Genomic DNA, 25,958 nt, shown 5'->3' with positions numbered 1-25,958 from the left:
CCATCGCTCAACGGATAAAAGCTACCCTGGGGATAACAGGCTTATCTCCCCCAAGAGTTCACATCGACGGGGAGGTTTGGCACCTCGATGTCGGCTCGTCGCATCCTGGGGCTGTAGTCGGTCCCAAGGGTTGGGCTGTTCGCCCATTAAAGCGGCACGCGAGCTGGGTTCAGAACGTCGTGAGACAGTTCGGTCCCTATCCGTCGCGGGCGTTGGAAATTTGAGAGGAGCTGTCCTTAGTACGAGAGGACCGGGATGGACATACCTCTGGTGTACCAGTTGTTCTGCCAAGGGCATTGCTGGGTAGCTATGTATGGACGGGATAAACGCTGAAAGCATCTAAGCGTGAAGCCCCCCTCAAGATGAGATTTCCCATTTCTTTAAGAAAGTAAGACCCCTGAAAGATGATCAGGTAGATAGGCTAGGAGTGGAAGTGCAGCGATGTACGGAGCGGACTAGTACTAATCGGTCGAGGACTTAACCAAAATATCGGTGACAATGTTGAATATAACTAAAACATCCAGTTTTGAGTGAATAATCACTCAATATAATATAACGCACGTAAGTGTGGTGACGATGGCAAGAAGGATACACCTGTTCCCATGCCGAACACAGAAGTTAAGCTTCTTAGCGCCGAGGGTAGTGAAGGGTTTCCCTTTGTGAGAGTAGGACGTCGCCATGCTATTTGCGTTTTTATTTGGAGGTTTAGCTCAGCTGGGAGAGCACCTGCCTTACAAGCAGGGGGTCAGCGGTTCGATCCCGTTAACCTCCATTTTAAAAAGACTCGTTAGCTCAGTTGGTAGAGCATCTGACTTTTAATCAGAGGGTCACTGGTTCGAGCCCAGTACGGGTCATTTTTTTTATGCATAAACATGCGCCGGCTTAGCTCAGTTGGTAGAGCATCTGATTTGTAATCAGAGGGTCGAGGGTTCAAGTCCTTTAGCCGGCACTTCTTTAAGCGGAAGTAGTTCAGTGGTAGAACATCACCTTGCCAAGGTGGGGGTCGCGGGTTCGAACCCCGTCTTCCGCTCTTTTAAGTTTCAGCCGGGGTGGCGGAACTGGCAGACGCACAGGACTTAAAATCCTGCGGAGAGTGATCTCCGTACCGGTTCGATTCCGGTCCTCGGCATTGTTATATATATTTAAAGTCAGTGATGGCTTTTTTTTTTGGTTTATTTTTTGAAATCTTTTTAATGTATTATTTGGCCATCTTTTTGTATAATTAAGGTCAGAGATAGTCAATTGATAATTAAGGTGGTGTTTTACTTGGATAATCGTAATATGTCAGATATTATCGAAACTTATTTAAAAGAAATTTTAGAAATAAATCAAGAAATTGAAATTAGGCGATCTGAAATGGCTAATCTTTTTGATTGTGTTCCTTCTCAAATAAATTATGTTATAAAAACACGTTTTACTGTTCCACAGGGATATAAAGTTGAGAGTAAACGAGGCGGAGGCGGCTATATTCGAATTATAAAAATTGATTTTTTAAAACATGGGAATTATTTAATGCATTTAGCTGATTCTGTGGGTTCTGAATTGACAGAAAGTGAAGCTTTTGCTATGTTGAAACAACTATATGTGAGCGAGGTTATTAATTTAAGAGAAAAAGAACTACTCGCTACATTATTAAGTAACAAACCACTTTTAAGCATTTCGGACAATAATTCGTTAAGAGCGCATATGATGCTTGAGTTGTTAGAACGATTAGCTTATGAAGAGAAGGAGTGAGGGTATGAGTGAATTATTTACAGAAAAAGCAAAAATTGCTTTAGAATATGCTCAAAATGAGGCCAAGTATTTTAGACAAGACTCTGTTGCTACTGAACATTTATTATTAGGCCTAATTAAAGAAGATAAGGGGATTGCTGGAAAGGCTCTTCGTCAAATGGATTTAACGGACCAACAAGTTTTTGAGGAAGTTGAGCAAATTATCCAATACGGTAAGAAAACTAAAAAGAAGGATGGTTTATTACCTTATTCACCTAGAGCAAAACAAGTTTTATCTTTTGCTAGTATGGAAGCTAAACATGTTGGAGCTCCTAGTGTTGGTACTGAACATATTCTATTAGCTTTAATTAAAGATGAAGAAATATTAGGTACTCGTGTTTTAACTAATTTAGATGTTAATTTGAATAAATTGCGCCAATTAATTTTTAAGAAAATTGGGCTAGTTGAGAATACTGGAAAACAAAATCAAAGAAAACAACCGATGGGCTCAGGAAATAGAACGGCTCCTGAGGAAGGAACCCCAACATTAGATTCTTTAGCCAGAGATTTAACGCAATCAGCGAGAGATAATCGTTTGGATCCTTTAGTAGGACGTGATAAAGAGGTTCAACGTCTGATTCAAATTTTAAGTCGTCGTACGAAAAATAATCCAGTTTTAGTTGGTGAGCCTGGTGTTGGTAAAACCGCTATTGCAGAAGGATTAGCACAGCGTATTGTTGAAGGGCGAGTACCTAAAGAAATGCTGTCTAAACGTTTGATGATGCTTGATATGGGGCTGTTGTTGCAGGTACTAAGTATCGTGGTGAGTTTGAGGACCGAATGAAAAAAGTAGTGGATGAAATTTATCGTGATGGAGAGGTAATTCTCTTTATTGATGAGTTACATACGTTAATTGGTGCTGGTGGAGCTGAAGGAGCTATTGATGCTTCTAATATTTTAAAACCTGCTTTAGCACGTGGAGAACTTCAAACAATTGGAGCTACTACTTTAGACGAGTATCAAAAATATATTGAAAAAGATTCTGCTTTAGAACGACGTTTTGCTAAAATTCAAGTAGACGAACCAACTGTAGAAGAGGCTGAAGAAATTTTATTAGGTCTTAGAAAACGTTATGAAGATCACCATAAAGTAAAAATTACAGATGAAGCTGTTTTTGCAGCAGTTAATTTAGCTACTAGATACATTAGTGATCGTCAATTACCTGATAAAGCAATTGATTTGATTGATGAGTCCGCTGCTAGAGCAAGGCTTGAAGTGGCTAATACACGCTCACCAATTGCTATTCAACAGGAAAAAATTGCTAAGATTAAAGAAGATAAAGAAGCAGCTATTTTAGCCCAAGATTTTGAAATCGCAGCAAGTATTCGTAAAAAAGAGAAACGAGCTCTGAAAAAATTAGATCAATTAATTGAAGAAGAGAAAAATAGTGATAAAGAATATGAAACTTCAGTGTCTGAAGAAGCAATCGTATCAGTTGTTGCTCAGTGGACAGGTATTCCGTTAGAACAGCTTGAGAAAAAAGAATCTGAACGTTTATTAGAACTTGAAAAAGTTCTTCATGAACGTGTAGTCGGACAAGACGAAGCTGTAGAATCTGTTTCACGTGCGATTCGTCGTGCGAGAAGTGGTCTGAAAGATCCAAATCGACCAATTGGTTCCTTTATGTTTTTAGGCCCTACAGGTGTGGGTAAAACAGAATTAGCTAAGACATTAGCTTCTGTTATGTTTGGTTCTGAAGATGCCTTGATTCGCGTGGATATGTCTGAGTTTATGGAAAAACATAGTACAAGCCGTTTGGTAGGTTCTCCTCCAGGTTATGTTGGTTATGATGAGGGTGGACAATTAACAGAACGAATTCGCCAAAAACCTTACTCAGTTATTTTACTTGATGAGGTTGAAAAAGCTCATCCAGATGTCTTCAATATTTTACTTCAAGTCTTAGATGATGGTCATTTAACTGATTCGAAAGGTCGTAAGGTTGATTTTAAAAATACGATTTTAATTATGACATCAAATATTGGAGCAACAGCTCTTAGGGATGAAAAAACAGTTGGTTTTGGGTCAACTGGTGGAGAAAAAGACTACAAGGCGATGAAATCTCGTATCTTAGAAGAATTGAAGAAGAGTTTCCGTCCAGAGTTCTTAAACCGTGTGGATGAATTGTTAGTCTTCCATTCACTATCTCAAACAGAGTTAAATAGTATTGTTAAAATTATGAGTCAGTCGATAGTTGAGAGATTAAAAGAACAAAAAGTATCATTAAAATTAACTCCTGCAGCTATTGAGGTTATTAGTAAAGAAGGATTTGATCCAGAATATGGTGCAAGACCAATTAGACGTGCTCTTCAAAAAGAAATAGAAGATCGTTTAAGCGAATTATTGTTATCTGGAGAAATTGTTCCAGGTAGTAAAGTAGTAGTTGGCGCTAAAAAAGGTAAGATTCAAGTGAAAGTGACAGAAAATAAACAATTGCAAAAAGTGTAACAAAGTAAAGCGTTAGTTTCATAACTAGCGCTTTTTTCTTTGTGATGACATTGTCAATCTTGAGTTAATTGTGGTAGGATAACTTTGATTACTCGAAGAAGGAGATAGAAAATGATAGAGATTACAGCAACAGTTGAGTCGTTTGAACAAGCTCAACAATTATTAAACTTAGATATTGATTATTTATATTTTGGAGATAGTTCTTTTGGCTTACGACTGCCTAAGCATTTTAGTAGAGAGGAAATCAAAGAATTAGTACAATTGACTCATGCGAAAGGAAAAAAAGTACGGATAGCAGTTAATGCCATGATGCATCCGGAAAAAATGTTGTTACTTCCAGACTATCTTCATTTCTTAGAAGAGCTTAAGGTAGATGAGATTGTTGTAGGGGACACAGGAGTTATTCATGTGCTCCGACGAGATAATTATCAATTACCTTTCATTTATGATGCAGCAACAATGGTGACAAGTTCACGTCAAATTAATTTTTGGGGTGATAGAGGAGCTATTGGAGCAGTATTAGCTCGCGAAATTCCCTATTTAGAATTAGTGGATTTAGCTAAAAATCTAAATATATTTGGCGAAATGCTTGTTTACGGGGCAACTTGTATTCATCAATCAAAACGTCCATTGGTTCAAAATTACTTTAATTTTACAAAAATTGATGAAAAAGTAGATAAAGAACGCAATTTATTTATTTCTGAGCCAAAAGATGAAGAAACTCATTATTCAATTTATGAAGATGAACATGGGACTCATATTTTTGCGACAAATGATGTTGATTTAATGCTTGAGTTAAAAGAATTGGAAACGATTGGGTTAACTCACTGGAAGTTAGATGGTATTTATACTCCAGGACAAAGTTATGTAGATATTGTTTCTTTATTTATTCAAGCAAAAGAGTTAATTTTAGCAGATAAATGGACGGCTGAAGCAGCTGAAAAATTGAATGAACAAGTGAAGAGTTTACATCCCGAAGAACGTAGCTTAGATACTGGTTTTTATTATTTAAATCCGGATGATATTAGATAAGAGGAGTAAGAAGTAATGACAACAAAAACATTAAAACGACCCGAGGTTTTAGCGCCAGCGGGAACATTAGAAAAATTAAAAACAGCTATCAGCTATGGTGCTGATGCGGTTTATATTGGTGGAAATGCCTATGGACTAAGAAGTCGTGCGGGTAACTTTACTTATGAAGATATGGCTGAAGGTGTTGCCTTTGCTAAAAAATACAATGCCAAAATTTATGTGGCGGCTAATATGGTAACTCATGAATTTGATGCAAAAGGCGCAGGTGAATTTTTTAGAGAATTACGTGATGTCGGGATTAATGCGGTGATTGTTTCTGATCCAGCATTGATTGAAATCTGCATTACTGAAGCTCCTGGCTTAGCAGTTCATTTATCAACGCAATCTTCAGCTACTAATTTTGAAACACTTGAATTTTGGAAGAATGAAGGATTAGAACGTGTGGTTTTAGGTCGTGAAGTGTCAATGGAAGAAGTTAAAACGATTCGTGAAAATACTGATGTGGAAATTGAAGCTTTTATCCACGGAGCCATGTGTATTTCTTATTCAGGTAGATGTACGCTATCTAACCATATGTCACACCGTGATGCGAACCGTGGTGGATGCTCTCAATCTTGTCGTTGGAAATATGATTTATTTGAGATGACACTTGATAAAGAGCGTCAGTCTTTAATTGATTCAGGCGAAGTGGAAGAACCTTTTTCAATGAGTGCTGTGGATATGTCAATGATTGAACATATTCCTGACTTAATTCAAAATGGTGTGGACAGCTTAAAAATAGAAGGACGTATGAAATCAATTCACTATGTTTCAACTGTTTCTAATGTATATAAAAAAGCTGTAGATAGTTACATGGAAGATCCAGAAAATTATGTGTGTAAACAAGAGTGGATTGATGAACTTTGGAAAGTAGCGCAGCGCGAGTTGGCGACTGGTTTTTATTATCAAACACCAACAGATGAGGAACAATTATTTGGTAAACGCCGTAAGATTCCTGTCTTTAAATTTATTGGTGAAGTTCTGTCATATGATGAAACAACTAAAATAGCAACGATTAGACAAAGAAATCACTTTAGAGTGAATGATGAAATTGAATTTTATGGTCCTGGATTTACTCATTCTCATCAAACGATTAAAGAAATGTGGAATGAATTGGATGAACCAATTGAAAAAGCGCCAAATGCGATGATGATTGTAAAAATGCCAGTTGAGCATCCAGTAAAACCAGGAGACATGATTAGAAAACGAAAGTAAGGGTGATAAAGCGATGGAAACATTTGATTATATTGTAATTGGTGGCGGTAGTGGCGGTATTGCTTCAGCAAATCGTGCGGGTATGCGTGGAGCAAAAGTGTTATTAATTGAGGGAAATCATATCGGTGGGACATGTGTTAACGTTGGTTGTGTCCCTAAAAAAGTCATGTGGTCAGCGTCTGAAATGAATAGCATGATGTTAAAACAAGCAAAAGATTACGGATTTAATGTAACCATTGAAGATTTTGATTTTTCTCATCTAGTGAGTAACAGACAAGCCTATATCGAACGTCTTCATGGGTTGTATATGAAAGGCTTAGCTAATAATGGTGTGACAGTAGTGAATGGTTATGCTAAATTTGTTGCTAAACAAACAGTAGAAGTGAATGGTGAGAAATATCATGCACCTCATGTGTTAATTGCAACAGGTGGAAAAATTGTGAGACCAAATATCCCTGGTTCTGAATACGGTATTGACTCTAATGGGTTCTTTGAAATAACTGAATTACCAAAATCAGTTGCAGTAGTTGGAGCAGGATATATTGCGGTTGAAATAGCAGGTGTATTAAATGGTTTAGGAGTAGAGACTCATTTAGCTTACCGTAAAGAAACAGTTTTACGTGAGTTTGATGAGTTAGTTATTTCAGGCTTAACTGAAAGCTATAACCAACAAGGAATCCATCTACATGCTCATTCAGTTCCAAAAGAAGTCCAAAAGGAAGAAGAAGGGTATCGTTTAGTTTTTGAAAACGGTCAGTCTCTTTTGGTAGGAGAAATTATTTGGGCGATTGGTCGTAAACCCAATCTAGATCATATCGGTCTTGAACATACAAATGTGACTGTTAATGAACAAGGTGCTATTCAAGTTGATGCGTATCAAAATACGACTCAAGAAGGTATTTATGCTGTGGGAGATGTGATAGATAAAGTTAATTTAACGCCTGTTGCCATTGCTGCAGGTCGTCGTCTATCAGAGAGGTTATTTAATGGAAAAACTAATGCACGTTTAGATTATGAAACAATCCCAACAGTTGTCTTTTCTCATCCAACAATAGGGACAGTTGGTTTGACAGAAAAAGAAGCTCGTGTGAAATATAGCGGTGAAACAATCAAGATATATACATCTAGTTTCACTCCTATGCAATATGCTATAACTGACTTCAAGGAAAAATGCCATATGAAACTAGTTTGTGTAGGAGAGAACGAAAAAATTGTTGGTCTTCATGGAATTGGTCTAGGTATTGATGAAATGCTTCAAGGCTTTGCAGTTGCTATTAAGATGGGGGCAACGAAAGAAGATTTTGATAATACAGTAGCAATTCATCCAACTGGTGCAGAGGAATTTGTAACAATGAGATAAAAAAATATTTCTAAAATGTAAGGATTATCATTTAATAGACATTCAAAATATTCTTTGAATGTCTATTTTATATGGGGTATAATAAGAATGATTTAATGAAAATAAATAAGGAGGAAAAATAACATGGATTTATTAACTTTGGCAAGATTCCAGTTTGGAATGACTACAGTCTTTCACTTTTTCTTTGTGCCAATGACTATCGGTATGGCATTTGCAGTAGCAATTTTAGAAACATTATATGTTGTGAAAAAAGATAAAATGTATAAAGACATGGCAAAATTCTGGGGAAATATTTTCCTATTAGGATTTGCGGTAGGTGTAGTAACAGGGATTATCCAAGAGTTCCAGTTTGGTATGAACTGGTCTGAATATTCTCGTTTTATGGGGGATATCTTCGGAGCACCTCTTGCGGTAGAAGCTTTACTAGCATTCTTCTTGGAATCAACATTTATCGGTTTATGGATTTTTGGTTGGGATAAGTTTAGCGAGAAGTTGCACTTATTATTTATTTGGTTAGTTTCTTTAGGAACAACATTGTCAGCTTTATGGATTTTAGCTGCTAACTCATTCATGCAAAACCCAGTTGCGTATCAAATTAATGAAGCAACAAACCGAGCAGAATTAACAAGTTTTACAGGATTACTTAAAAATCATCAATTATGGTTAGAGTTTCCACACGTTATCTTTGGAGCAGTTGTAACAGCAGGTTTTGTTATTGCAGGTTGTTCAGCTTGGAAGTTAATGAAAAAACAAGACACAGCATTCTTTAAAAAATCAATTAAATTTGGTTTGATTTTAGGATTAGTTGGTTCTGTTTTAACAATTGGAGCAGGTCATAGACAAATGACAATCATGGCTGATGATCATCCAATGAAATTTGCAGCAATGGAAGGTATTTATGAAGATACAAAAGGTGATAGTGCTCCTTGGAACATTATTGCAGGTATCGATACTAAAAATCAAAAAACAGATTGGGAAATTGCAATTCCTTCTATGTTAAGTATTTTAGGTGGTAAAGAAAGTTACAAAGGAATGGACGCAGTTAATGCAGATCTTCATAAAGAATATGATGAAAAATTCGGTGAAGAGATGAATTACTACTTACCAGTTAAAACAATGTTTTGGAATTTCCGTTTCATGGCAGGCTTTGGAACATTGATGGCTTTAATGGCAGTTGTTGGTTTATTCTTACTTAAGAATGACCGTTTAGAAAAAATGAAATGGTTATTGATGCTATTTACAGCAGGTATTTTCTTCCCATTTATTTCTAATTCAACTGGTTGGATTATTACTGAGATGGGACGTGCGCCTTGGACTGTTTATGGTTTATTCACGATTGCAGACAGTGTGTCTCCAAGTGTGACAAAAGGTTCATTAATCTTTAGTAACATTGTGTACTTCTTATTATTCTTATTCTTAGGTGGAGTAATGATTATGTATGCAAAACGTTCTCTTAAAAAAGGACCTTATTATGTTAGCCCATCTGAAGCTAAAAAAGAAGCAATAGACCCATTTTCAAAGGAGGCCTTCTAATATGAGTAACTTACAATTATTATGGTTCCTTTTAAGTGCAGTATTATTTACTGGATTCTTTTTCTTAGAAGGATTTGACTTTGGTGTTGGTATGTCAGTGAAGCTATTAGCTAAGAATAAACGTGAACGTGACCAAGTGATTCATACAATCGAACCTGTCTGGGAAACAAACCAAGTATGGTTAATTACAGCAGGTGGAGCTATGTTTGCTTCATTCCCTGAATGGTACGCGTCATTATTTAGTGGCTTTTACAACTTTTTATTACTTGTTTTAGTTGGATTGATTATCCGCGGGGTATCTTTCAAATTTAGATCAAGTGCAGAAAATTCAAGAGAAAGAAATGTTTGGGAATGGACTATGTTCTTAGGAAGTGTCCTAGCAACTTTCTTCTTAGGTATGATGTTTGTTGACTTAGTTCGTGGTATGCCACTTGATGCGTCTAAAAACGTAATGAATGCAAGTTTTACTGATTATGTTAACTTATATTCTATCGTTGGTGGTGTGGCTGTGACATTGATTTCTTATTTACATGGCTTAAACTACTTACGTCTTAAAACAGATGGAAAAATTAGAGAACGTGCTAATGCACAAGCTAAAAAACTTTACCCAGTATTGTTTGCAGGTTTAGTAGCATTTGCTATTCTTTCATTTATTGATACAGATTTCTTCAAAGAAAGAATGATGTCATCATTAATCATCTTGGTCTTAATTGTTGTCTTTGCAGCAATGGCTGCTTATGGTAGCTATAAAGATAAAGAAGGATTTTCATTTATTTCAACAGGTTTAGTATTTGCAGGAGTTGTTGCCTTCCTTTTCAACGGATTATTCCCACGAGTGATGGTAGCAAAAGATGCAGAATTCCACTTGTTAATTGAAAATGCTTCAAGTACACCTTACACTTTAAAAGTAATGACAATTGTAACGCTTATCTTGCTACCAATTGTTTTACTTTACACAGCTTGGAGTTATAAAAAATTCTCAAAACGTGTATCTGTAGATGTACTTGATAGATATTAATAGATAAGGAGACTCCTAATTTGATTGATAAGAATTTATTTCGCATCGATAAAACTAGGCCAGTCTTAATAGGGCTTGCAGGACTTGGTGTTCTGCAAGCCTTATTGATTATTGGACAAGCCTATTTTTTATCAAAAGCAATTAGCGCTCTATGGAATGGTAGTAGTGTTGCCTCTCAAACAACAGAGATGGGCATCTTTTTTATTTGTTTCTTATTGAGACAAGTTCTCAATTTCTTAAGAGACCGTTATTTAGATAGTTATGCTTACGAGCAATCGAAGGTTGTTAGACAACAGTTATTAGATAAAGTATTTCGCCTAGGACCAAACTTTGTTCAAAAAGAAGGAACAGGCAATATGGTAACAATGGCAATCGAAGGAATTGCTCAAATTGAAAATTATTTAACTTTAATCTTACCTAAAATTACCAATATGATGGTGATTCCATGGGTAATATTGATTTTTGTTTTTACTCAAGACATTAGATCCGGAATTATTTTATTACTCGTTTTTCCAATAATTATTTTATTTATGATTATTTTAGGATATGCCGCTAGAGCCAAAGCTGACCGTCAGTACGAAGGCTATCAATTATTAAGTAATCACTTTTTAGATTCATTAAGAGGACTTGAAACCCTTAATTTTTTAGGGTTAAGTAAAAAATACGAAAAAAATGTATATGGCATCAGTGAGGATTATCGAAAAGCAACAATGAGTACGTTAAAAATTGCGATACTCTCAACATTTGCTTTGGATTTTTTCACCACGTTATCAGTGGCGATTGTAGCTGTCTTTTTAGGGTTTAAATTAATGAATGGAGAGATGATGTTATTTCCTGCATTAACCACATTGATTTTAGCACCGGATTTCTTTTTACCTTTAAGAGATTTTTCAAGTGACTATCATGCGACTCTAGATGGTGGAAACACACTGAAGTCAATCTTTAATATATTAGATAAAAAAGAGTTTGAAGAACAAGAAAACTTATCTTTAGACGCATGGTCTGAAGCTGATTCTTTAACTTTAACAGGATTAACATTGAAGTATGATGAAGAAGCGACGGAAAAGACATTAGAAGATATCAATTTTTCTTGGAAAGGATACGGAAAAATTGGCGTAGTGGGACTGTCTGGTTCAGGTAAATCAACTTTAATTAAACTACTAGGTGGTTTTTTAGAAGCAGAAGAACCAAGTATTCGAGTAAATAGTCAATTAACTAATCATTTAAGATTAAAGAGTTGGCAAGATCAATTATTATATGTTCCTCAAGACCCATATATTTTTCATGCGTCTTTAAAGGATAATATTCGTTTTTATCAACCACAGGCTAGTGAAAGAGACATATTGATTGCAGTAGAGCGAGCTGGACTGTTAGAGGTTGTTAAAGACTTACCAGAAGGATTAGAGACGATTATCGGTGAGGGAGCTCATGCGTTAAGTGGTGGACAATTACAACGTGTTGCTATTGCCCGTGCTTTTTTAGATAATAATCGCCAAATTCTTTTATTTGATGAACCAACTGCCCACTTGGATGTGGAAACAGAAGCAGAATTAAAAAGTACCATGTTACCATTATTTGAGAATCATTTAGTCTTTTTTGCCACACATCGACTTCATTGGATGAAAGAGATGGATTATATCTTGGTGATGAAAGATGGCCAAATTGTTGAGCAAGGAACTTATACAGAATTACGTCAGAAAAAAGGTGCTTATCATGAATTTGTTGAGCAACTGAAAGGGGAGTAATATGAAAAAGAATTATTTATTACTTTCAAAAGAAGATAACTGGGTAAGACCATTTTTTAAGAAATATAAATGGTTACTAGCCTTAGTTTTATTTTTAGGTTTTTTAACTTTCTTTGCAGCATCAGCTTTGATGTTTACGTCAGGATACTTGATTAGTAAGTCAGCAGCTAGACCAGAAAATATCTTAATGGTTTATGTTCCAATTGTTTTGACTCGCGCTTTTGGGATTGCTAGACCTACATTACGTTATGTAGAGCGTTTAGGAAGTCATAATTGGGTTTTAAAAATGACTTCAGACATTCGTTTGAAATTATATCAAGCGATGGAAACTAGAGCGGTTAAGTCAAAATCAGAATACCAAACAGGTAATATTTTAGGAATTTTAGCAGAAGATGTAGAGCATATTCAAAACCTCTATTTGAGAACTATTTTTCCAGCTATTGTGGCGTTAATTTTATACAGTGTGATTGTAATTGTTTTAGGTGTATTTTCAGTACCACTAGCTCTTTTAATTGCTTTATTATTAGGTGTCATTATTTTCTTACTACCTTTAACAGCTGTTTTAGTTAATAATGCTCGTGTTTATCGTCAGAAAGCAAAACGACATGTCTTGTATAATCAATTAACGGATGCTGTTTTAGGTGTTGGAGATTGGCAATATAGTGGCAGATATCAAGAGTTTTTAAATGGGTACAATGAATCAGAAAGTCTTGTTCGAGATGAAGACAAAGAGATGAATCGTTACTCCCGTTTTGAAAGTTTGGGTAAACAAGTTATTTTTGGTTTGATTGTTATTATTATGTTTGTTTGGGCAGGTAATTATTTTGGTAAAACTGGAGAAGTTATTTATTTAAACTGGATAGCAGCTTTTGTTCTGGCATTCTTCCCATTAATTGATGCGTTTGCTCCAATCAGTGATTCGGTTAAGGAATTACCTTTGTATGAAGATACAGTCCAGCGATTATCTCAACTGCCAGATACCACCCCTCCAGTTAGCAAGGTAGATGATGAGGAAGAAGAGATAATAAAAGGCTCTGAAATTATTTTTAAAGAAGTTGATTTTAGATATAATGAACAGTCAAAACAGCTATTACAAAATTTTAATTTAACCGTTTCAGAAGGAGAAGTAGTAGCAGTTTTAGGTAAAAGTGGTGTAGGAAAGACAACCTTATCTAAGCTTTTAAGAGGTGATTTATTACCAGAATCAGGTTCAATTACAATTGGTGGCATTGAATCAAGTGAGTTAGGTGAGGAACAATCTGAAGTAATGGGTGTTCTTAATCAAAGTCCTCATATATTTAATACAACGATGCGAAATAATATTCGTTTAGGAAATTTAAAAGCAACAGAAGAAGATATTGAAGAAGCAGCTCATCAAGCAGGATTAGCACCTGTTATTGAGAAATTACCTCTTGGATTGGACACTGTTGTTGAAGAAGGTGGAAAACGATTCTCGGGAGGAGAGCAACAAAGAATAGCATTAGCTAGAATCTTACTTCAAGATACACCCATTATTATTATTGATGAACCAACTATAGGACTCGATCCAATGACAGAAAAACAATTACTAGAAACTGTGTTTGAGGTGCTAAAAGGAAAGACCGTTTTATGGATTACCCATCACTTGGTTGGAACTCATTATGCTAATCGAATTATTTTTTTAGAAGATGGTCAAATTAGTATGGACGGTTCTCCTAAAACATTATTAGAAGAAAATACTAAATTTAAAGAATTATATCAACTTGATCTGTATGAATAAAAACTGTTTTTTTTGTAAATAAGTGCTAAAATAAAGGAGAAGATTAATAAAAAGAAGAGGAGAGTTGGATATGAAGAAAAAATTATTAACATCGGTTTTATTATCGACAATGGTTTTAACCCCATTAGTGGGTGTTAGTACTGCTTTTGCGGAAGACTCAGCTTCAACAACAACGACTGCAACTGCTCCAGTAGAAGAATCTAAACCTGTTATTGTTAAATATGTGGATGAATCAGGTACTGAAATTTTTCAAAGTGATACATTCAAAGGAGAGTTAGCTTCACCTTTTGAAATTACACCTAAAGAAATTGATGGCTATACTTTTAAGGAAGTTGATAAAGAATTAAAAGGAACTTTTACAGCAACTGAGCAAGTTTTAACGTTGACTTATACTAAAAAAGAAGCCCCTATTGTAGAAGGTAAACTAGTTGTTAATTATGTGAATGAGAAAAACGAAGTTATCTCACCAGCAGAAACACTAACTGGTAAGGTTGGAGAAGAATTTAAAGTGAAACCTAAAGAAATCAAAGGGTTCACATTTAGTAAAGTTAAAGAAGGTAACTCAGAAGGCTCATATACTGAAGCAGATCAAACTTTAACATTTGAGTACAAAAAAGAAATCAAAACAAGTAAAGTCACTGTTAAATACATTGATGAAAACGAAAAAGAAATAAAGAAACCAGTTTCTTACACAGTCAAAGAAGGCGACAAAGTTACTTTAGATAAACAAGACATTACAGGATACGCTTTTGTTAGTGGCGATTTAGAAGCTAGTTACAATGAAGAAGCACAAGTTGTTTTCCATCATTATAAAAAGGTAAAACAAGGACCTTATATTAAAGATGGTAGATACGTGAAGATTAGTAAAAAAGGCTACAATACTTATTCTAATTTTGATTGGAAGAAAAAAACAACTAGCTCACAATTATACGGACAAACATTAGAAGCACGTGGACGTTATGAGCATGCTAATGGTAATACATATTACTCATTATTTGATAACAAAAATGTTTGGCAAGGTTATATAAACGCTGATGCAACAACTAATACAACTCCAGAAGGACCATATATTTCAGATGGTCGTATTGTGAAAGTGAATCGTAAAAATTATAGTAGTTGGTCAAATTTTAACTGGGATGAAAGACATCCAAGTCAAGATATCTATGGTAAAACATTTAAAGCACGTGGTAAATACCAACATTTTAACGGAAATACCTATTATTCATTGTATGATTCAAAAGGTAAATGGTATGGGTATATCAATGCTAATGCTGTAGGAGATGGAGAAAACCAAGGAGATTATATCTCAGACGGACGCTACGTTAAAATCAATAAAAAGGGCTATAGTACTTGGTCAAACTTTAATTGGAAAAAACGTGGATCAAGTGATGCCATTTATGGTCAAACTCTCCAAGCACGAGGTAGATATGAACACTTTAATGGTGATACCTATTATTCATTATATGATGTAAAAGGTACTTGGTATGGCTATATTAATGCAGGTGCAACCACAGAAGCCGAACCTCAAGGAAATTATATTTCAGATGGTCGTTATGTTAAAGTTGATAAATTAGGATATAATGTTTATTCAGATTTCAAATGGACTATTCGAAATACTAGTGACGTCTTAAAGGGTAATACATTCCAAGCACGTGGGCGTTACGAACATATTAATGGCAATACGTATTTCACACTTTATGACAATCAAGGTAAATGGCAAGGTTACATTGATGCTAAGGCAGTTAGTGTCGTAACAAAACCAGAAGGACCTTATATTAAAGATGGACGCTATGTGACTGTTAATAAAAAAGGTTATAGTGTTTGGTCGAATTTCAATTGGAAATACCGTAATAGTAGTGATGAATTAATGGGTACGACATTGGAAGCTAGAGGCCGTTACGAGCACGCAAATGGTAGTACTTATCTTTCTTTATATGATTTGTCAGGCGTATGGCAAGGTTATCTTAATGCTGACGCAACAAACGCTTCTAAACCAGAAGGTGACTATATTAAAGATGGTAGTTATGTAAAAGTAACTAAAAAAGGTATCGATGTTTATGAAAACTTTAATTGGGCAAAAAAATCAACTAGTGATATTTTATTTGATAAAGTCTACCAAGCTCGTGGAAAATATAACCATGTAAATGGAACAACTTACTACTCTTTATACGATAGTAAGGGTGCATGGTATGGCTATTTAGAATCAGGAGCAACAACTAAAATTACTAGCCCACAAGGTCCTTATATCTCAGATGGCCGTTACTTTAAAGTAACAGAAAAAGGATTTGATGTATGGCAATCATTTAAGGAAGATAAGAAAAATACATCGGATAATTTATATGGCAAAATTTACAAAGCACGTGGCCGATATGAACACGTAAATGGCAACACTTACTATTCACTGTATGATACAAATGGTAAATGGCAAGGATACCTTGATGCTAAAGCTGGTCAAATTACAGCAGCAGAAGGACCATATATCGCAGATGGCCGTTATGTGACAATTACAAGTAAAAATTATAATATATACTCTAATTTTGATTGGAAAGTAAAAGAGAAAAGTGTCAATGTATATGGTCAAACGTTTAAAGCTAAAGGACGCTATGAGCATGTAAACGGTAATACGTACTATTCATTATATGATAATCAAAAATGGATTGGTTATATTAACGCAGACGCTGTTCGTGTAAATTAAAAAAATAAATTTTTTTAGTAAGTCTGGAATCTGAAAAGGTTCTAGACTTTTTTGATTGTTAATATCATTTAAAAAAAGTTGTTTGTTATATGAATTTTATGATATATGTTTAAAATATCTTTACAGAATGTCGTTAAAAGGTTACTATTAATATGATTAGGTATTGAAAAAATTAATTAGATAAGTGGAGTGTTTTACTGCTGAAAGGGGGACAGTATCTATGTTTTTGGATGAATTAAACATAGATGTTCAGATATATCAAGAAGAAGTTAAAAAACCAAATACCTCAAGTATCGTTTTAGTACCACTTCAAAATAAAAGTGAAGTTACTAACCAATTGTTATTAAAATGGTCAGATAGAGAAGGACATTTAACTCAAAAAGATATCGATGAAGCATCACAAGTAGTATTTAAAGAGTGGGAAAGAATTTTTCCTCTATATAAAATTGAGAGAGCTTTTGTAGATATCTCATCAAGAGGCACAATTGAGGTTTATGTGACTTTTGACTCATCAAATATCTTTTCTAATACACAAATTAGAAATATTAAAAAAACAATTTCAGATTTATTAGTAAAAGAAATTAAAAATGTGTCTAATAATACATCAACTAAACCAAGTGAAAGAAGAAGTGTTCGTGCAGAAAGTAAACACATAAGCAATCAAGCTTCTTTAGCACAACAAAAATTAAGTGATGCTGAAAAGACACATCGAAGAGTTGAATTGGACTTAAGAGAAAGGTTCAATACATTGAAAAAAGAAAATAGTGATTTGCAAATGGCTTTACAACAAAGTAAGGCTGATGAGTTGAATCAAAAAGAAACAATTGGTCACTTAACACTTCAAATTGAAAGACAACAAAGAACATTAAATGAACTTTCAGAAGGTAAAGACTCTCGCGATGCAGAATCAGATGAACGCTATCGTCAACTACAAGAACAACTAGATGATTTGAACTATAAGTTGCGTCAAAGTAGTCAAGAGCTATTAGAAAAGCAACGTGAAATCCAACAACTACAAAATGTCGTATCAGATAATGAACGTTATGTGACTAGTTTACAAGCTGATTACGATCAATTAAGAGAGTCTAATAATTCTCAAGTAGAACAATTACTTCAAGAAAATGATTTATTAAAATCAGACTTAATTACTTATCAAAACAATGAATTAAATGACAAACAACAAGTTCAAGCATTTAAAAATGAAATGCGTCAAATTAGCCTTGAAAAAGAAAATATTCAAGAAGAATTAACTCAAAAATTACAACGAGTTGAGTATGAAAATAATGAACTTAGAACTGTTTTGAAAGAAAATCAAGTATTTGAAGATAAAACGCAACAAGATTTGGTTCAAACAACTCGTGATTTAAATACAACCCGTGAAAGTTTGAAACAATTAGAAACAGAAAATTCTCTATTAACTCATGAGTGGGAAGCTCGTTTCCAAAAAGTAGCGACAGAAAAAGAAGAATTAGCTACTGCTTATAACACAAGTAGACAGTTGGAAATGGAACGCCAAAATGAGTTGATTCAATTAAAAGATCGTTTGATGACACTAGAACAAAACTTGCAACAAGCAGGTTTAGAGCAACAACGTGTTGTAACGAAATGGGAATCTCGTGTAGCAGATGAACAACGAGAAAAAGATCGTATTCTACAACAAGCTAATATTGAAAAAGAACAATTTGCTAGAAATAAGGAGCAAGAAATTAAACGTTTATCAGAACGATTAGAACAACAACAGCAATTAGTGGATAAATTAATGGCAACTAACACAGAAACACAAACAAGTTGGCAAGAAAATTATCAATTATTAGAAACAAACTATAAGAATGCTCGTGAAAAATCTAGTCAGTTAGAACAAGAAATTTCGCGCCTCGTACAAGAAAATCAACGTTTGGAACAACGTTTAGCTGGTATGGAGAATAGAAAAGCAACAATGATTCCAACACCAGTTATTACACCAGTAGTTGAAGAAGTCGCGGCCCCATCATTAGAAGAAATTATTCAAACACCTGTTGTAGCAGTAGATCCTGTTCAGCAAGAGATTGATAATGAAGTAGCTAGTCTTGAGAAACCAGAAGTTAAGACAAAAGCGAAACTATCACCAGAAGTTGAAGATGTAGCATATGAAGAGGAATCTTATTATTCTTATGAAGAAGATTCAGAGGATGATTACGATTACGACGAAGAATATGAAGATGACTATGGCTACGATGATGACTATGAAGATGATTACGATTATGACTACGACTATGAAGACGAATATGAAGATGATGATTATGGTTATAGTGAAGTTGATGATTTAATCGGATATGATCCTGAGACAGTTCGAGAAGATGTTGAAGAACTATTAGATAGTGCTGATGAAGAAGGTACGGAAAAAGTATCTAAAAAAGATTTCGCTGTCTATGAAGAACATTTAGATAAATTAAAACGTCGTTTAGATAAAACTGAAGATATTGAATTTAAAACATTTGTTACACCAAAAATGAAAAAATTCAATAAATTTAAAAATAAATTTGAAGAAGATGTAGTTGCACCTAAACTATTCTCACGTAAGTATAAAATTGAAGAAGGAACTTTCAATCAATTAAAAGCTTATGTACTGATGAGTCGCCATTTGGAGGTTCTAGCAGGAGAAGATGAAGAAGACGATTATGGTTATGAAGATGACTATGATTACGACTATGACTACGATTATGAATAAAAAATAAGGGGTAATCTGATATGTTTAAGACATGTCAGATTACTTTTTTTATAAAGGAGAAAAAATATGAAGAAAACAAGTAATCCGATGACTGTTCATTCACCAGTAGGTCCCTATGTCCACCAAGTGATTAACACAGGAATGCCATTAAAATGGGTAACTATTTCAGGTCAAATTGGTATGACAAAAGAAGGTGATATACCAGAGACTGGTGCAGAACAGTTTAAATTAGCTTTAAGTAATGTCAAAGCTAATTTAAAAGCAGCTGAAATGGAAGTTAAACATATGACTAAATTAACCATTTTTTTAGTAGATGAAATTGACTTAGAAATAAGGAAAGAATGTTTAGCGAGCTTTTTAGAAGGGGAAGAAACAGCAATGACCTTACTTTATATCAAGGCATTAGCTAATCCTAAATTGAAAGTCGAGATAGAAGCGGTAGCATGTAAATAATAGAAAAAAAGAAAATGAGAGTTTTCTTTTTAAATATCATTTGACTGACGGTCAGTCAAATGATATTCTTTTAAAAGAGAATGATTATCATTCTCTTTTTTATTGTATTAATTTCCGCATATTTTCAGGTGAAAATGTGTTTTGAGGTAAATGAAGCATTTGATTGTATAACGGAAGCACATAGTTTATTCGATGGTTTCGAGTTTTCAAATCATCACCAAATAAGGAGTTTTCAACCCATGAATGAAAGGAAGTGAAAATAAATTCAGCCATCAAATGAGGATCATCTACTTGGAAAATATCTTCTTTTACTCCCTGAGTTAACCAGTTTTCGATAAATGGAACAAAATCGGTTGTCATTTGAACTCTAAGTTTCTGTCTTAAAATGGCATTGTCATCATTTTTTAAATAGTTAAATGAAGAAACATGCTGTAAGGAATCATCTAATTCTGATAAGAAGAACCAGCTCATTTTTTTAAGAGCAGACCACTCTTTTTTTGCATTAATTTGTTGGTAGGTTTCCTTTAAGGGAGCTAATTGATACTTAATAACAGCATCTGCCAGATTATCTTTTGTTTCAAAATGATAAAAAAGAGTTCCTTTTGCCACACCAGTTTTTTTAGCAATGGCCGAAGTCGTTACATTATTGTAGCCTTCCTCAATAAAAAGTTTCTCAGCGGTTTGTATAATGTCTTTTTTTCGCTCGTCAGCTGATTTTACAGTTCGACTCATAAGTTTATCTCCAATCAATTATTTAAAGGGGTTATTTAAAATGTATAAAAAATTATTAGTAAGTTTGTCTCTTATTGTAACATGTTTTATTATTTCTGGTTGTCATGAAACAACAAAAGCAGATCAATCAAAAGATGGCTACTCTTTTGAAACACTTAATCTTGAAGGTAAAAAAGTAGAACAACATGTGAAAAAATCACCAAACAAAGTGCTAGTGATTGGTGAGAAAAATGCGGAACGTTTAATTTATTTTGGTTTAGAAGAAAAAATTGATAAGTTAGCTTATTTAGAATCAGTTAACAATAAAAAAATAAAGGGCATCTCTGTTTTAGCTAAAGAATGGCCATCTAAAGAAGCTGTGGTTAAATCAAAACCTGATTTAATATATGGAATTTCAACAGCCTTTCAAAAAGATCGACTGGGTGATTTTAATTTTTGGAATGAACAAGGAATTGCAATTGGTACCACATCTAATTATAAAAATGGAATCAGTCCAGATAATTACTTCTTAGAAATAGAAGAACTAGGTCATATTTTCAACATGAATCAAAAGACAGACCGATTTATTAAAGAGCAAAAAGAGTCTATCAAAAAAGTAACAGACCAAAAGAAAAAAGTAGGAAGAGAAAGTATTCTATTTGTTGCAAGTGATGGTCGTGGTAATTATTATTACTATCCAGATGAATATAGTTTAGTAGATGAGGTTGTTAGAGAACTAGATGGTAATTATCTAGATTTAGGAGAAGAGGTTGTTAATTTGTCCTATGAAAGTTTAATCAAAATAAATCCTGAAAAAATTATCTTTACGTCATTTATGGCAAGTGAAGGAGGAAAAGATAGTTTAAAATGGTTGGAACATGATTCTTTAAAAAATGTAGTAGCGATCAAAAACAAAGAAATTTTAGAAATGAATTATGATGACGTGATTCGTGGGAATGAAAATATTTCTAACGTTTATCAAGAGATTTATGATTTTTTAAAGGTTGAGAGCAAGGAGAAGTAAGAGATGAGCAAAAAGAATTACCGTGTGTTTAGCATTCTATGTTTGTTATTGGTAGTTAGTCTTTTGATTTCGCCTTTACTTGGTCAAATCAAGCTTTCTGAAATTAATTGGTTAGATACATGGCAAGCTTTAAATGAAGGCACATTTTCCACAACTGAATTAGCTATTATTTTAAAATTAAGACTGCCTAGAATTATGGCTGCGGCTATTACTGGTTCAGGTCTTGCTTTAGCAGGTTTAGTTATGCAAGCTTGTATTCAAAATCCATTAGCAGATCCTTACATTTTAGGCGTTTCGTCAGGAGCAACTGCTGGAGCTACGTTTGCTATTGTTATTCTACCAACTCTAATAATGAGTCATTTATCCGTGATGATTGCCTTTAGTGCTTTTTTAGGTGGTATTTTAACAACTTGTTTAATTTTAAGGTTATCCCATTGGTTTAAAAATCAGCTAATTATTCTAATTTTAATTGGTGTAGTGATTAATTCAGTTTGCCAGGCATTGACATCTCTTTTTATTTACAAAGCTCCTAATTCAGAGTACGTCAAAAGTGCGACGTATTGGACGATGGGAAGTCTAGTAGGGATTGGAAATCAAGGCTTGGGATTAATGGCTGGGACATTATTAATTTTAACGATTTATTTTTTCAAGCAATCTCATGTGTTAGATTTACTTCTTTTAGGAAATGAACAAGCAGAGTCTTTAGGGATTGAGAGTCAAATTTATCAAAGAAAATTAATGCTAGCTTCTGCTGTATTGACTTCGGTTTTGGTTTCGCAAACGGGAGTAATCGGTTTTATTGGTTTAATCGTTCCCCACTTAGCTAGAAAATTAGTGGGAAACAAACATCAATTAGTTATTATAACTTCTTTACTATTAGGAAGTATTTTACTTATTTGGGCAGATTGTCTGGCTCGAATAGTAGTTAAAAATAGCGAGTTACCAATTGGGGTTGTCACTTCTCTTATTGGTGCCCCACTTTTCTTTATGATTATTTTGGATAAATACAAGAATCAGGGGGGAGTATCATGCTAGAAGCAACTCATTTGAGCTTTCAGGCTAAAGATGGCAAGAAAATTTTAAAGGATATTAATTTAAAAATTGAAAAAAAGACGTCTGTTGGAATTATTGGAATGAATGGTTGTGGAAAAACAACTTTACTGAAATGTCTAGCTAATTTACACCAAGAAGTAGAAGGTGACATTCAGTTTTTAGATCAAAGTATTAAGAGTTATTCAAAAAATGAGTTAGCTCAAAAAATGGCGATGATGCATCAAGTGAATCATTTTCCCTTTGATTTTACAACAAACGAGATTATCGAAATGGGAAGATATCCATTTAACGAAGGTCGATTAGGCCTGTTAAAGAGCGACAAAGAATTAATTAATGAAGTCATCAAATTGCTTCAGTTAGAGGATAAGACAAATGAGTATTTTTCAACACTTTCTGGTGGGGAAAAACAACGAGTTCTTTTAGCAAGAAGTTTAGTTCAGACACCTGAACTACTTATTTTAGATGAACCAACTAATCATTTGGATGCTTATCAACAAAAATTAATACTTCGATTAATTAAGGAATTGAATTTAACGACAGTTAGTGTCCTCCATGATTTGAATTTAGCTTATGATTTTTGTGATGTCATTTATATGTTAAAGGATGGCTGCGTTCAATATGCTGGTGAGACAAAAGAGGTCATGACTGTTGCTAATATTAAAGAAGTATTTGAAATAGATGTCGATATTTTGAAAAGTGAACGTTCAAAAGAGCAGTATATTGTAACATTGTAGGAAGAAGGAAAAAACATGAAGCAATTAACTAAGAAGGAATGGCTGAGACTAAGTATTATTTTTTTACCTAACTTAATGATTTCACTGAATACTTATATGTTACAAGTTGCCCTTCCAGAGATTCAAAAAACATTAGGTATTACATTTAGTGATGCTCAGTTTATTTTAACTGGTTACTCGTTAGGACTCGCTACTTTTTTAATTTTAAGTAGTTTCTTTGGAAATCGTTGGGGACAAAAAAATATTTTATTATTAGGAATAAGTTTCTTTTTTGTACTATCTATTATAGGCGGTATAACATCTAGTGAAACAGTTTTAATTCTTGTGCGGATTGGTCAAGGGATTTCAGGGGCTTTAATTCAACCACAAGTAATGGTTTTAATGCGAGAAGGTTTTTCTAAAGACCGACAACCTTTTATATTTTCACTTTACGGAATGGTAATTGGATTGGGTTTTACTTTTGGGCTGCTGTTAGGCGGTATTATTATGAAACTTAATTTGTTTAACTTGGGTTGGCGAAATATATTCTTTTTTAATTTACCTGTATGTCTTTTGATTCTTTGTATGAGTTCTTTAATACCTAAAAGAGAGCCTATCACAAAAGATTCGGTTGATGTAAAAGGAAGTAGTTTACTTGTTTTAGGTAGTTTTCTTTTAGTCTATCAAATCATTTATTTTAAAAATATCACGTCAGTCGTTATTATTTTAATCGGATTAGCTTTGCTGTTTTTCTTTAGAAAAGTAGAAAAAGTAAGATTAAATAAAAAACAAACTGTATTAGTGGATTTTTCAGTATTCCAAGAGCCTAATTTTTTAAGAGGAATTGCGAGTGTTTTTTGTGTTTATATGAGTATGTTTGGTTTATTCTTTTTGATGACGTACTACGCACAACTTGGTTTAGGAAAAAGTGTTTTTCAAACTGGTTTTATCTTTTTACCGTTAGGGATAGGATTTACATTTGCTTCTATTGCCTCAGCTGACTGGTTAAAAAAAATTGGCAATCAATTACTGCTACTTGGTGTTTTAGGCATGCTTGGAAGTCTGGTAATACTTATATTTAGCCTGAAATATCAACCAGATTTATTTACTTTTTTCAATTTATTTTTATTATTCCTATATGGTCTATTTTTAGGAATAACAACAACGCCTTTAATAGGAATCATATTAATTGATGTTTCTGCTGAATTTAGTGGATTAGCTTCTTCTATTATTAATATGGTCATGTATTTTTCTAATATTATGGGTGTTGCACTGATTGGAGGGGCATTTAAAAAAATTGCTGGACAAACAAATAATTATCTCTCTGGCTTTAGTTATTCGTTAATTGGAGTTTTATTGTGTTTAGTTTTAACAGGTTATTATTTTAAGACGACTTTTATAGAAGAGAAAAAAAGGAGCTCTAGCATTTAAGCTGGAGTTCCTTTTTCAATGGCATATTTAATTAATAATGGTGAAAATAGAGTAGTTAAAATAATCGCTACAACTATAGCTGAGTAAAGTCCTTCATTAATTAAACCAAGATTTTCTCCCATTTTTACAATAATAAGGGCCATCTCTCCTCGAGACACCATCCCAGCACCAATGATAAGTGATTGACTACGATCTAGTTTCGTCACACGACCACCTAAATAACCACCAATAAGCTTTGTTAGCGTTGCTAAAAGTGTGAAGACGATAATGATGACTGCATACTCTTTAAAGGCTGACAATTCAATATCAAGGCCAATAGAGACAAAGAAGACAGGAATAAAGACCGAGTAGCTAATCACAGAGATGTTATGCTCTATTTCATGTTTACCTTCTTGACGAGATAGTAATAGACCAATAAAGAAAGCACCAATCACATCACTCATTCCTACATGCTCAGAAAGGATGGCAAAGCCAAAACAAAGAGCTAGAGCAAAAGCTGTTTCAGCCTCAACAGCTACAATTTTTTTAGTTAAAGACAAGAGAGGATCTAAAATGAAATTAGCAAATAGATAAAGACCAATGAAAAAGAGAATTTTAGTTCCTAAAAGGTCCCAAATAAAGCCAACTCCCATGGAAGACGTATTGCCATCCATACTTAAGACAGCACTAAAAATACTAACAATTAAAACAACGGCAATGTCATCAACAACTGCAGCTCCTAAAGTGACAGAACCCTCAGCCGTATCAAGACGCTTGTATTCTTTTAACACCTGAACTGAGATACTAACTGATGTGGCACTAAAAATCACTCCTAGAAAAATAGCTTCTTTCCAAGGAATATCAAAGAGATGGGCTGCTCCACTGATAAAAATCATGGGAAACACAATCCCGAATAAGGCAACCATAACAGAAGGTGTGAGGTATTTTTTTAGTTTCTCTAAATCACTTTCTAATCCAGCTAAAAACATGAGTAAGATAACACCAACTTCTGCAAAAATAGAGATGGTATCTGTGTGTGCAACCCATCCTAAAAGAGCAGGTCCTAAAATAACGCCAGTTAATAATTCACCGATAACAGCAGGAATTCCGATTCTGTGACACAGGTGACTGGCAAACTTTGTTCCAACAATAATTAAGATTAAAGCGAGTAATAATTCCATTAACATTTATTTCGACCTCCTAAAAAATAATTAAAAAAAGGCGTGCTTAGGCGTCTCTTCCCGCCCTGAAAGAGTTCACCTTGAAGCTAACG

At 34.1% G+C, this 25,958-nt stretch carries 16 protein-coding genes, 5 tRNA genes, 1 rRNA gene, 2 pseudogenes and 1 other annotated feature; of the genes and pseudogenes, 22 read left to right on the top strand and 2 right to left on the bottom strand.

Annotated elements, in window-relative coordinates:
- Window positions 1–485 (top strand) — a sequence feature (23S ribosomal RNA rRNA prediction is too short).
- 81 nt (window positions 486–566) lie between these two features.
- From rrf to H9L18_RS14650, 18 genes and pseudogenes are all read left to right on the top strand, one after another.
- Window positions 567–682 (top strand): 5S ribosomal RNA (rrf, locus tag H9L18_RS14735).
- 17 nt (window positions 683–699) lie between these two features.
- Window positions 700–772 (top strand) — tRNA-Val (locus tag H9L18_RS14730).
- Between the two features lie 9 nt (window positions 773–781).
- Window positions 782–854: transfer RNA gene (locus tag H9L18_RS14725), tRNA-Lys, on the top strand.
- Window positions 855–876: 22 nt separating this feature from the next.
- Window positions 877–949 (top strand) — tRNA-Thr (locus tag H9L18_RS14720).
- A gap of 9 nt (window positions 950–958) precedes the next feature.
- Window positions 959–1,030 (top strand) — tRNA-Gly (locus H9L18_RS14715).
- A gap of 13 nt (window positions 1,031–1,043) precedes the next feature.
- Window positions 1,044–1,129 (top strand) — tRNA-Leu (locus H9L18_RS14710).
- A gap of 137 nt (window positions 1,130–1,266) precedes the next feature.
- The gene (locus tag H9L18_RS14705; protein ID WP_126794668.1) at window positions 1,267–1,734 is read left to right on the top strand and encodes a CtsR family transcriptional regulator; all 468 of its coding nucleotides are present in this window, start codon (window positions 1,267–1,269) and stop codon (window positions 1,732–1,734) included.
- 4 nt (window positions 1,735–1,738) lie between these two features.
- Window positions 1,739–4,218 (top strand): annotated as a pseudogene (locus tag H9L18_RS14700) (ATP-dependent Clp protease ATP-binding subunit).
- A gap of 111 nt (window positions 4,219–4,329) precedes the next feature.
- Window positions 4,330–5,250: a peptidase U32 family protein gene (locus H9L18_RS14695; protein WP_126794662.1), complete on the top strand. Its 921-nt coding sequence runs from the start codon at window positions 4,330–4,332 to the stop codon at window positions 5,248–5,250.
- Between the two features lie 15 nt (window positions 5,251–5,265).
- Window positions 5,266–6,504, top strand: a complete 1,239-nt coding sequence (locus H9L18_RS14690; protein ID WP_126794659.1) for a peptidase U32 family protein — start codon at window positions 5,266–5,268, stop codon at window positions 6,502–6,504.
- A 13-nt stretch (window positions 6,505–6,517) separates the two neighbouring features.
- Window positions 6,518–7,864, top strand: coding sequence for a glutathione-disulfide reductase (gene gor / locus H9L18_RS14685; RefSeq protein WP_126794656.1), 1,347 nt, complete (start codon window positions 6,518–6,520; stop codon window positions 7,862–7,864).
- A 123-nt stretch (window positions 7,865–7,987) separates the two neighbouring features.
- Window positions 7,988–9,397, top strand: coding sequence for a cytochrome ubiquinol oxidase subunit I (locus H9L18_RS14680; protein WP_126794654.1), 1,410 nt, complete (start codon window positions 7,988–7,990; stop codon window positions 9,395–9,397).
- A gap of 1 nt (window position 9,398) precedes the next feature.
- Window positions 9,399–10,415 (top strand): cytochrome d ubiquinol oxidase subunit II, encoded by a 1,017-nt coding sequence (gene cydB, locus H9L18_RS14675; protein WP_126794651.1) that lies wholly within the window; start codon window positions 9,399–9,401, stop codon window positions 10,413–10,415.
- Between the two features lie 20 nt (window positions 10,416–10,435).
- Window positions 10,436–12,160, top strand: coding sequence for a thiol reductant ABC exporter subunit CydD (cydD, locus tag H9L18_RS14670; protein WP_126794648.1), 1,725 nt, complete (start codon window positions 10,436–10,438; stop codon window positions 12,158–12,160).
- A 1-nt stretch (window position 12,161) separates the two neighbouring features.
- Window positions 12,162–13,919: a thiol reductant ABC exporter subunit CydC gene (gene cydC / locus H9L18_RS14665; RefSeq protein WP_126794644.1), complete on the top strand. Its 1,758-nt coding sequence runs from the start codon at window positions 12,162–12,164 to the stop codon at window positions 13,917–13,919.
- Between the two features lie 70 nt (window positions 13,920–13,989).
- Window positions 13,990–16,614 (top strand): MucBP domain-containing protein, encoded by a 2,625-nt coding sequence (locus tag H9L18_RS14660; RefSeq protein ID WP_126794641.1) that lies wholly within the window; start codon window positions 13,990–13,992, stop codon window positions 16,612–16,614.
- A gap of 220 nt (window positions 16,615–16,834) precedes the next feature.
- The gene (locus H9L18_RS14655) at window positions 16,835–19,321 is read left to right on the top strand and encodes a coiled-coil domain-containing protein (RefSeq protein ID WP_126794638.1); all 2,487 of its coding nucleotides are present in this window, start codon (window positions 16,835–16,837) and stop codon (window positions 19,319–19,321) included.
- A 66-nt stretch (window positions 19,322–19,387) separates the two neighbouring features.
- Window positions 19,388–19,774, top strand: coding sequence for a RidA family protein (locus H9L18_RS14650; protein ID WP_126794635.1), 387 nt, complete (start codon window positions 19,388–19,390; stop codon window positions 19,772–19,774).
- Window positions 19,775–19,873: 99 nt separating this feature from the next.
- Here H9L18_RS14650 and H9L18_RS14645 read toward each other — a convergent pair whose 3' ends face one another.
- Window positions 19,874–20,506, bottom strand: a complete 633-nt coding sequence (locus tag H9L18_RS14645; protein ID WP_126794633.1) for a TetR/AcrR family transcriptional regulator — start codon at window positions 20,504–20,506, stop codon at window positions 19,874–19,876.
- A gap of 40 nt (window positions 20,507–20,546) precedes the next feature.
- Here H9L18_RS14645 and H9L18_RS14640 point away from each other — a divergent pair, with 40 nt between their 5' ends.
- The 4 genes and pseudogenes from H9L18_RS14640 to H9L18_RS14625 all read left to right on the top strand — a co-directional run bounded on the left by H9L18_RS14640 (window position 20,547) and on the right by H9L18_RS14625 (window position 24,706).
- Window positions 20,547–21,509, top strand: coding sequence for an ABC transporter substrate-binding protein (locus H9L18_RS14640; protein ID WP_185847497.1), 963 nt, complete (start codon window positions 20,547–20,549; stop codon window positions 21,507–21,509).
- Window positions 21,510–21,512: 3 nt separating this feature from the next.
- A complete protein-coding gene (locus tag H9L18_RS14635; RefSeq protein WP_187559351.1) occupies window positions 21,513–22,544 on the top strand; it encodes a FecCD family ABC transporter permease in 1,032 nt (343 codons plus the stop codon).
- A pseudogene (locus tag H9L18_RS14630) lies at window positions 22,538–23,048 on the top strand (ABC transporter ATP-binding protein); the annotation flags it as partial. The gene H9L18_RS14635 and the pseudogene H9L18_RS14630, both read left to right, overlap by 7 nt.
- A 263-nt stretch (window positions 23,049–23,311) precedes the next feature.
- Window positions 23,312–24,706 carry an MFS transporter gene (locus tag H9L18_RS14625; protein WP_126794622.1) on the top strand — a complete coding sequence of 465 codons (1,395 nt, stop codon included), beginning with the start codon at window positions 23,312–23,314 and terminating at the stop codon, window positions 24,704–24,706.
- Here H9L18_RS14625 and H9L18_RS14620 read toward each other — a convergent pair.
- Entirely contained in the window at window positions 24,703–25,872 is a 1,170-nt protein-coding gene (locus H9L18_RS14620; protein WP_126794619.1) for a cation:proton antiporter, read from the bottom strand. The genes H9L18_RS14625 and H9L18_RS14620 overlap by 4 nt on opposite strands.
- Window positions 25,873–25,958 lie beyond the last annotated feature (86 nt).

The sequence above is a fragment of the Vagococcus carniphilus genome, assembly GCF_014397115.1.
Lineage (GTDB): Bacteria > Bacillota > Bacilli > Lactobacillales > Vagococcaceae > Vagococcus > Vagococcus carniphilus.
This window is presented reverse-complemented; position numbering and strand designations above follow the sequence as displayed.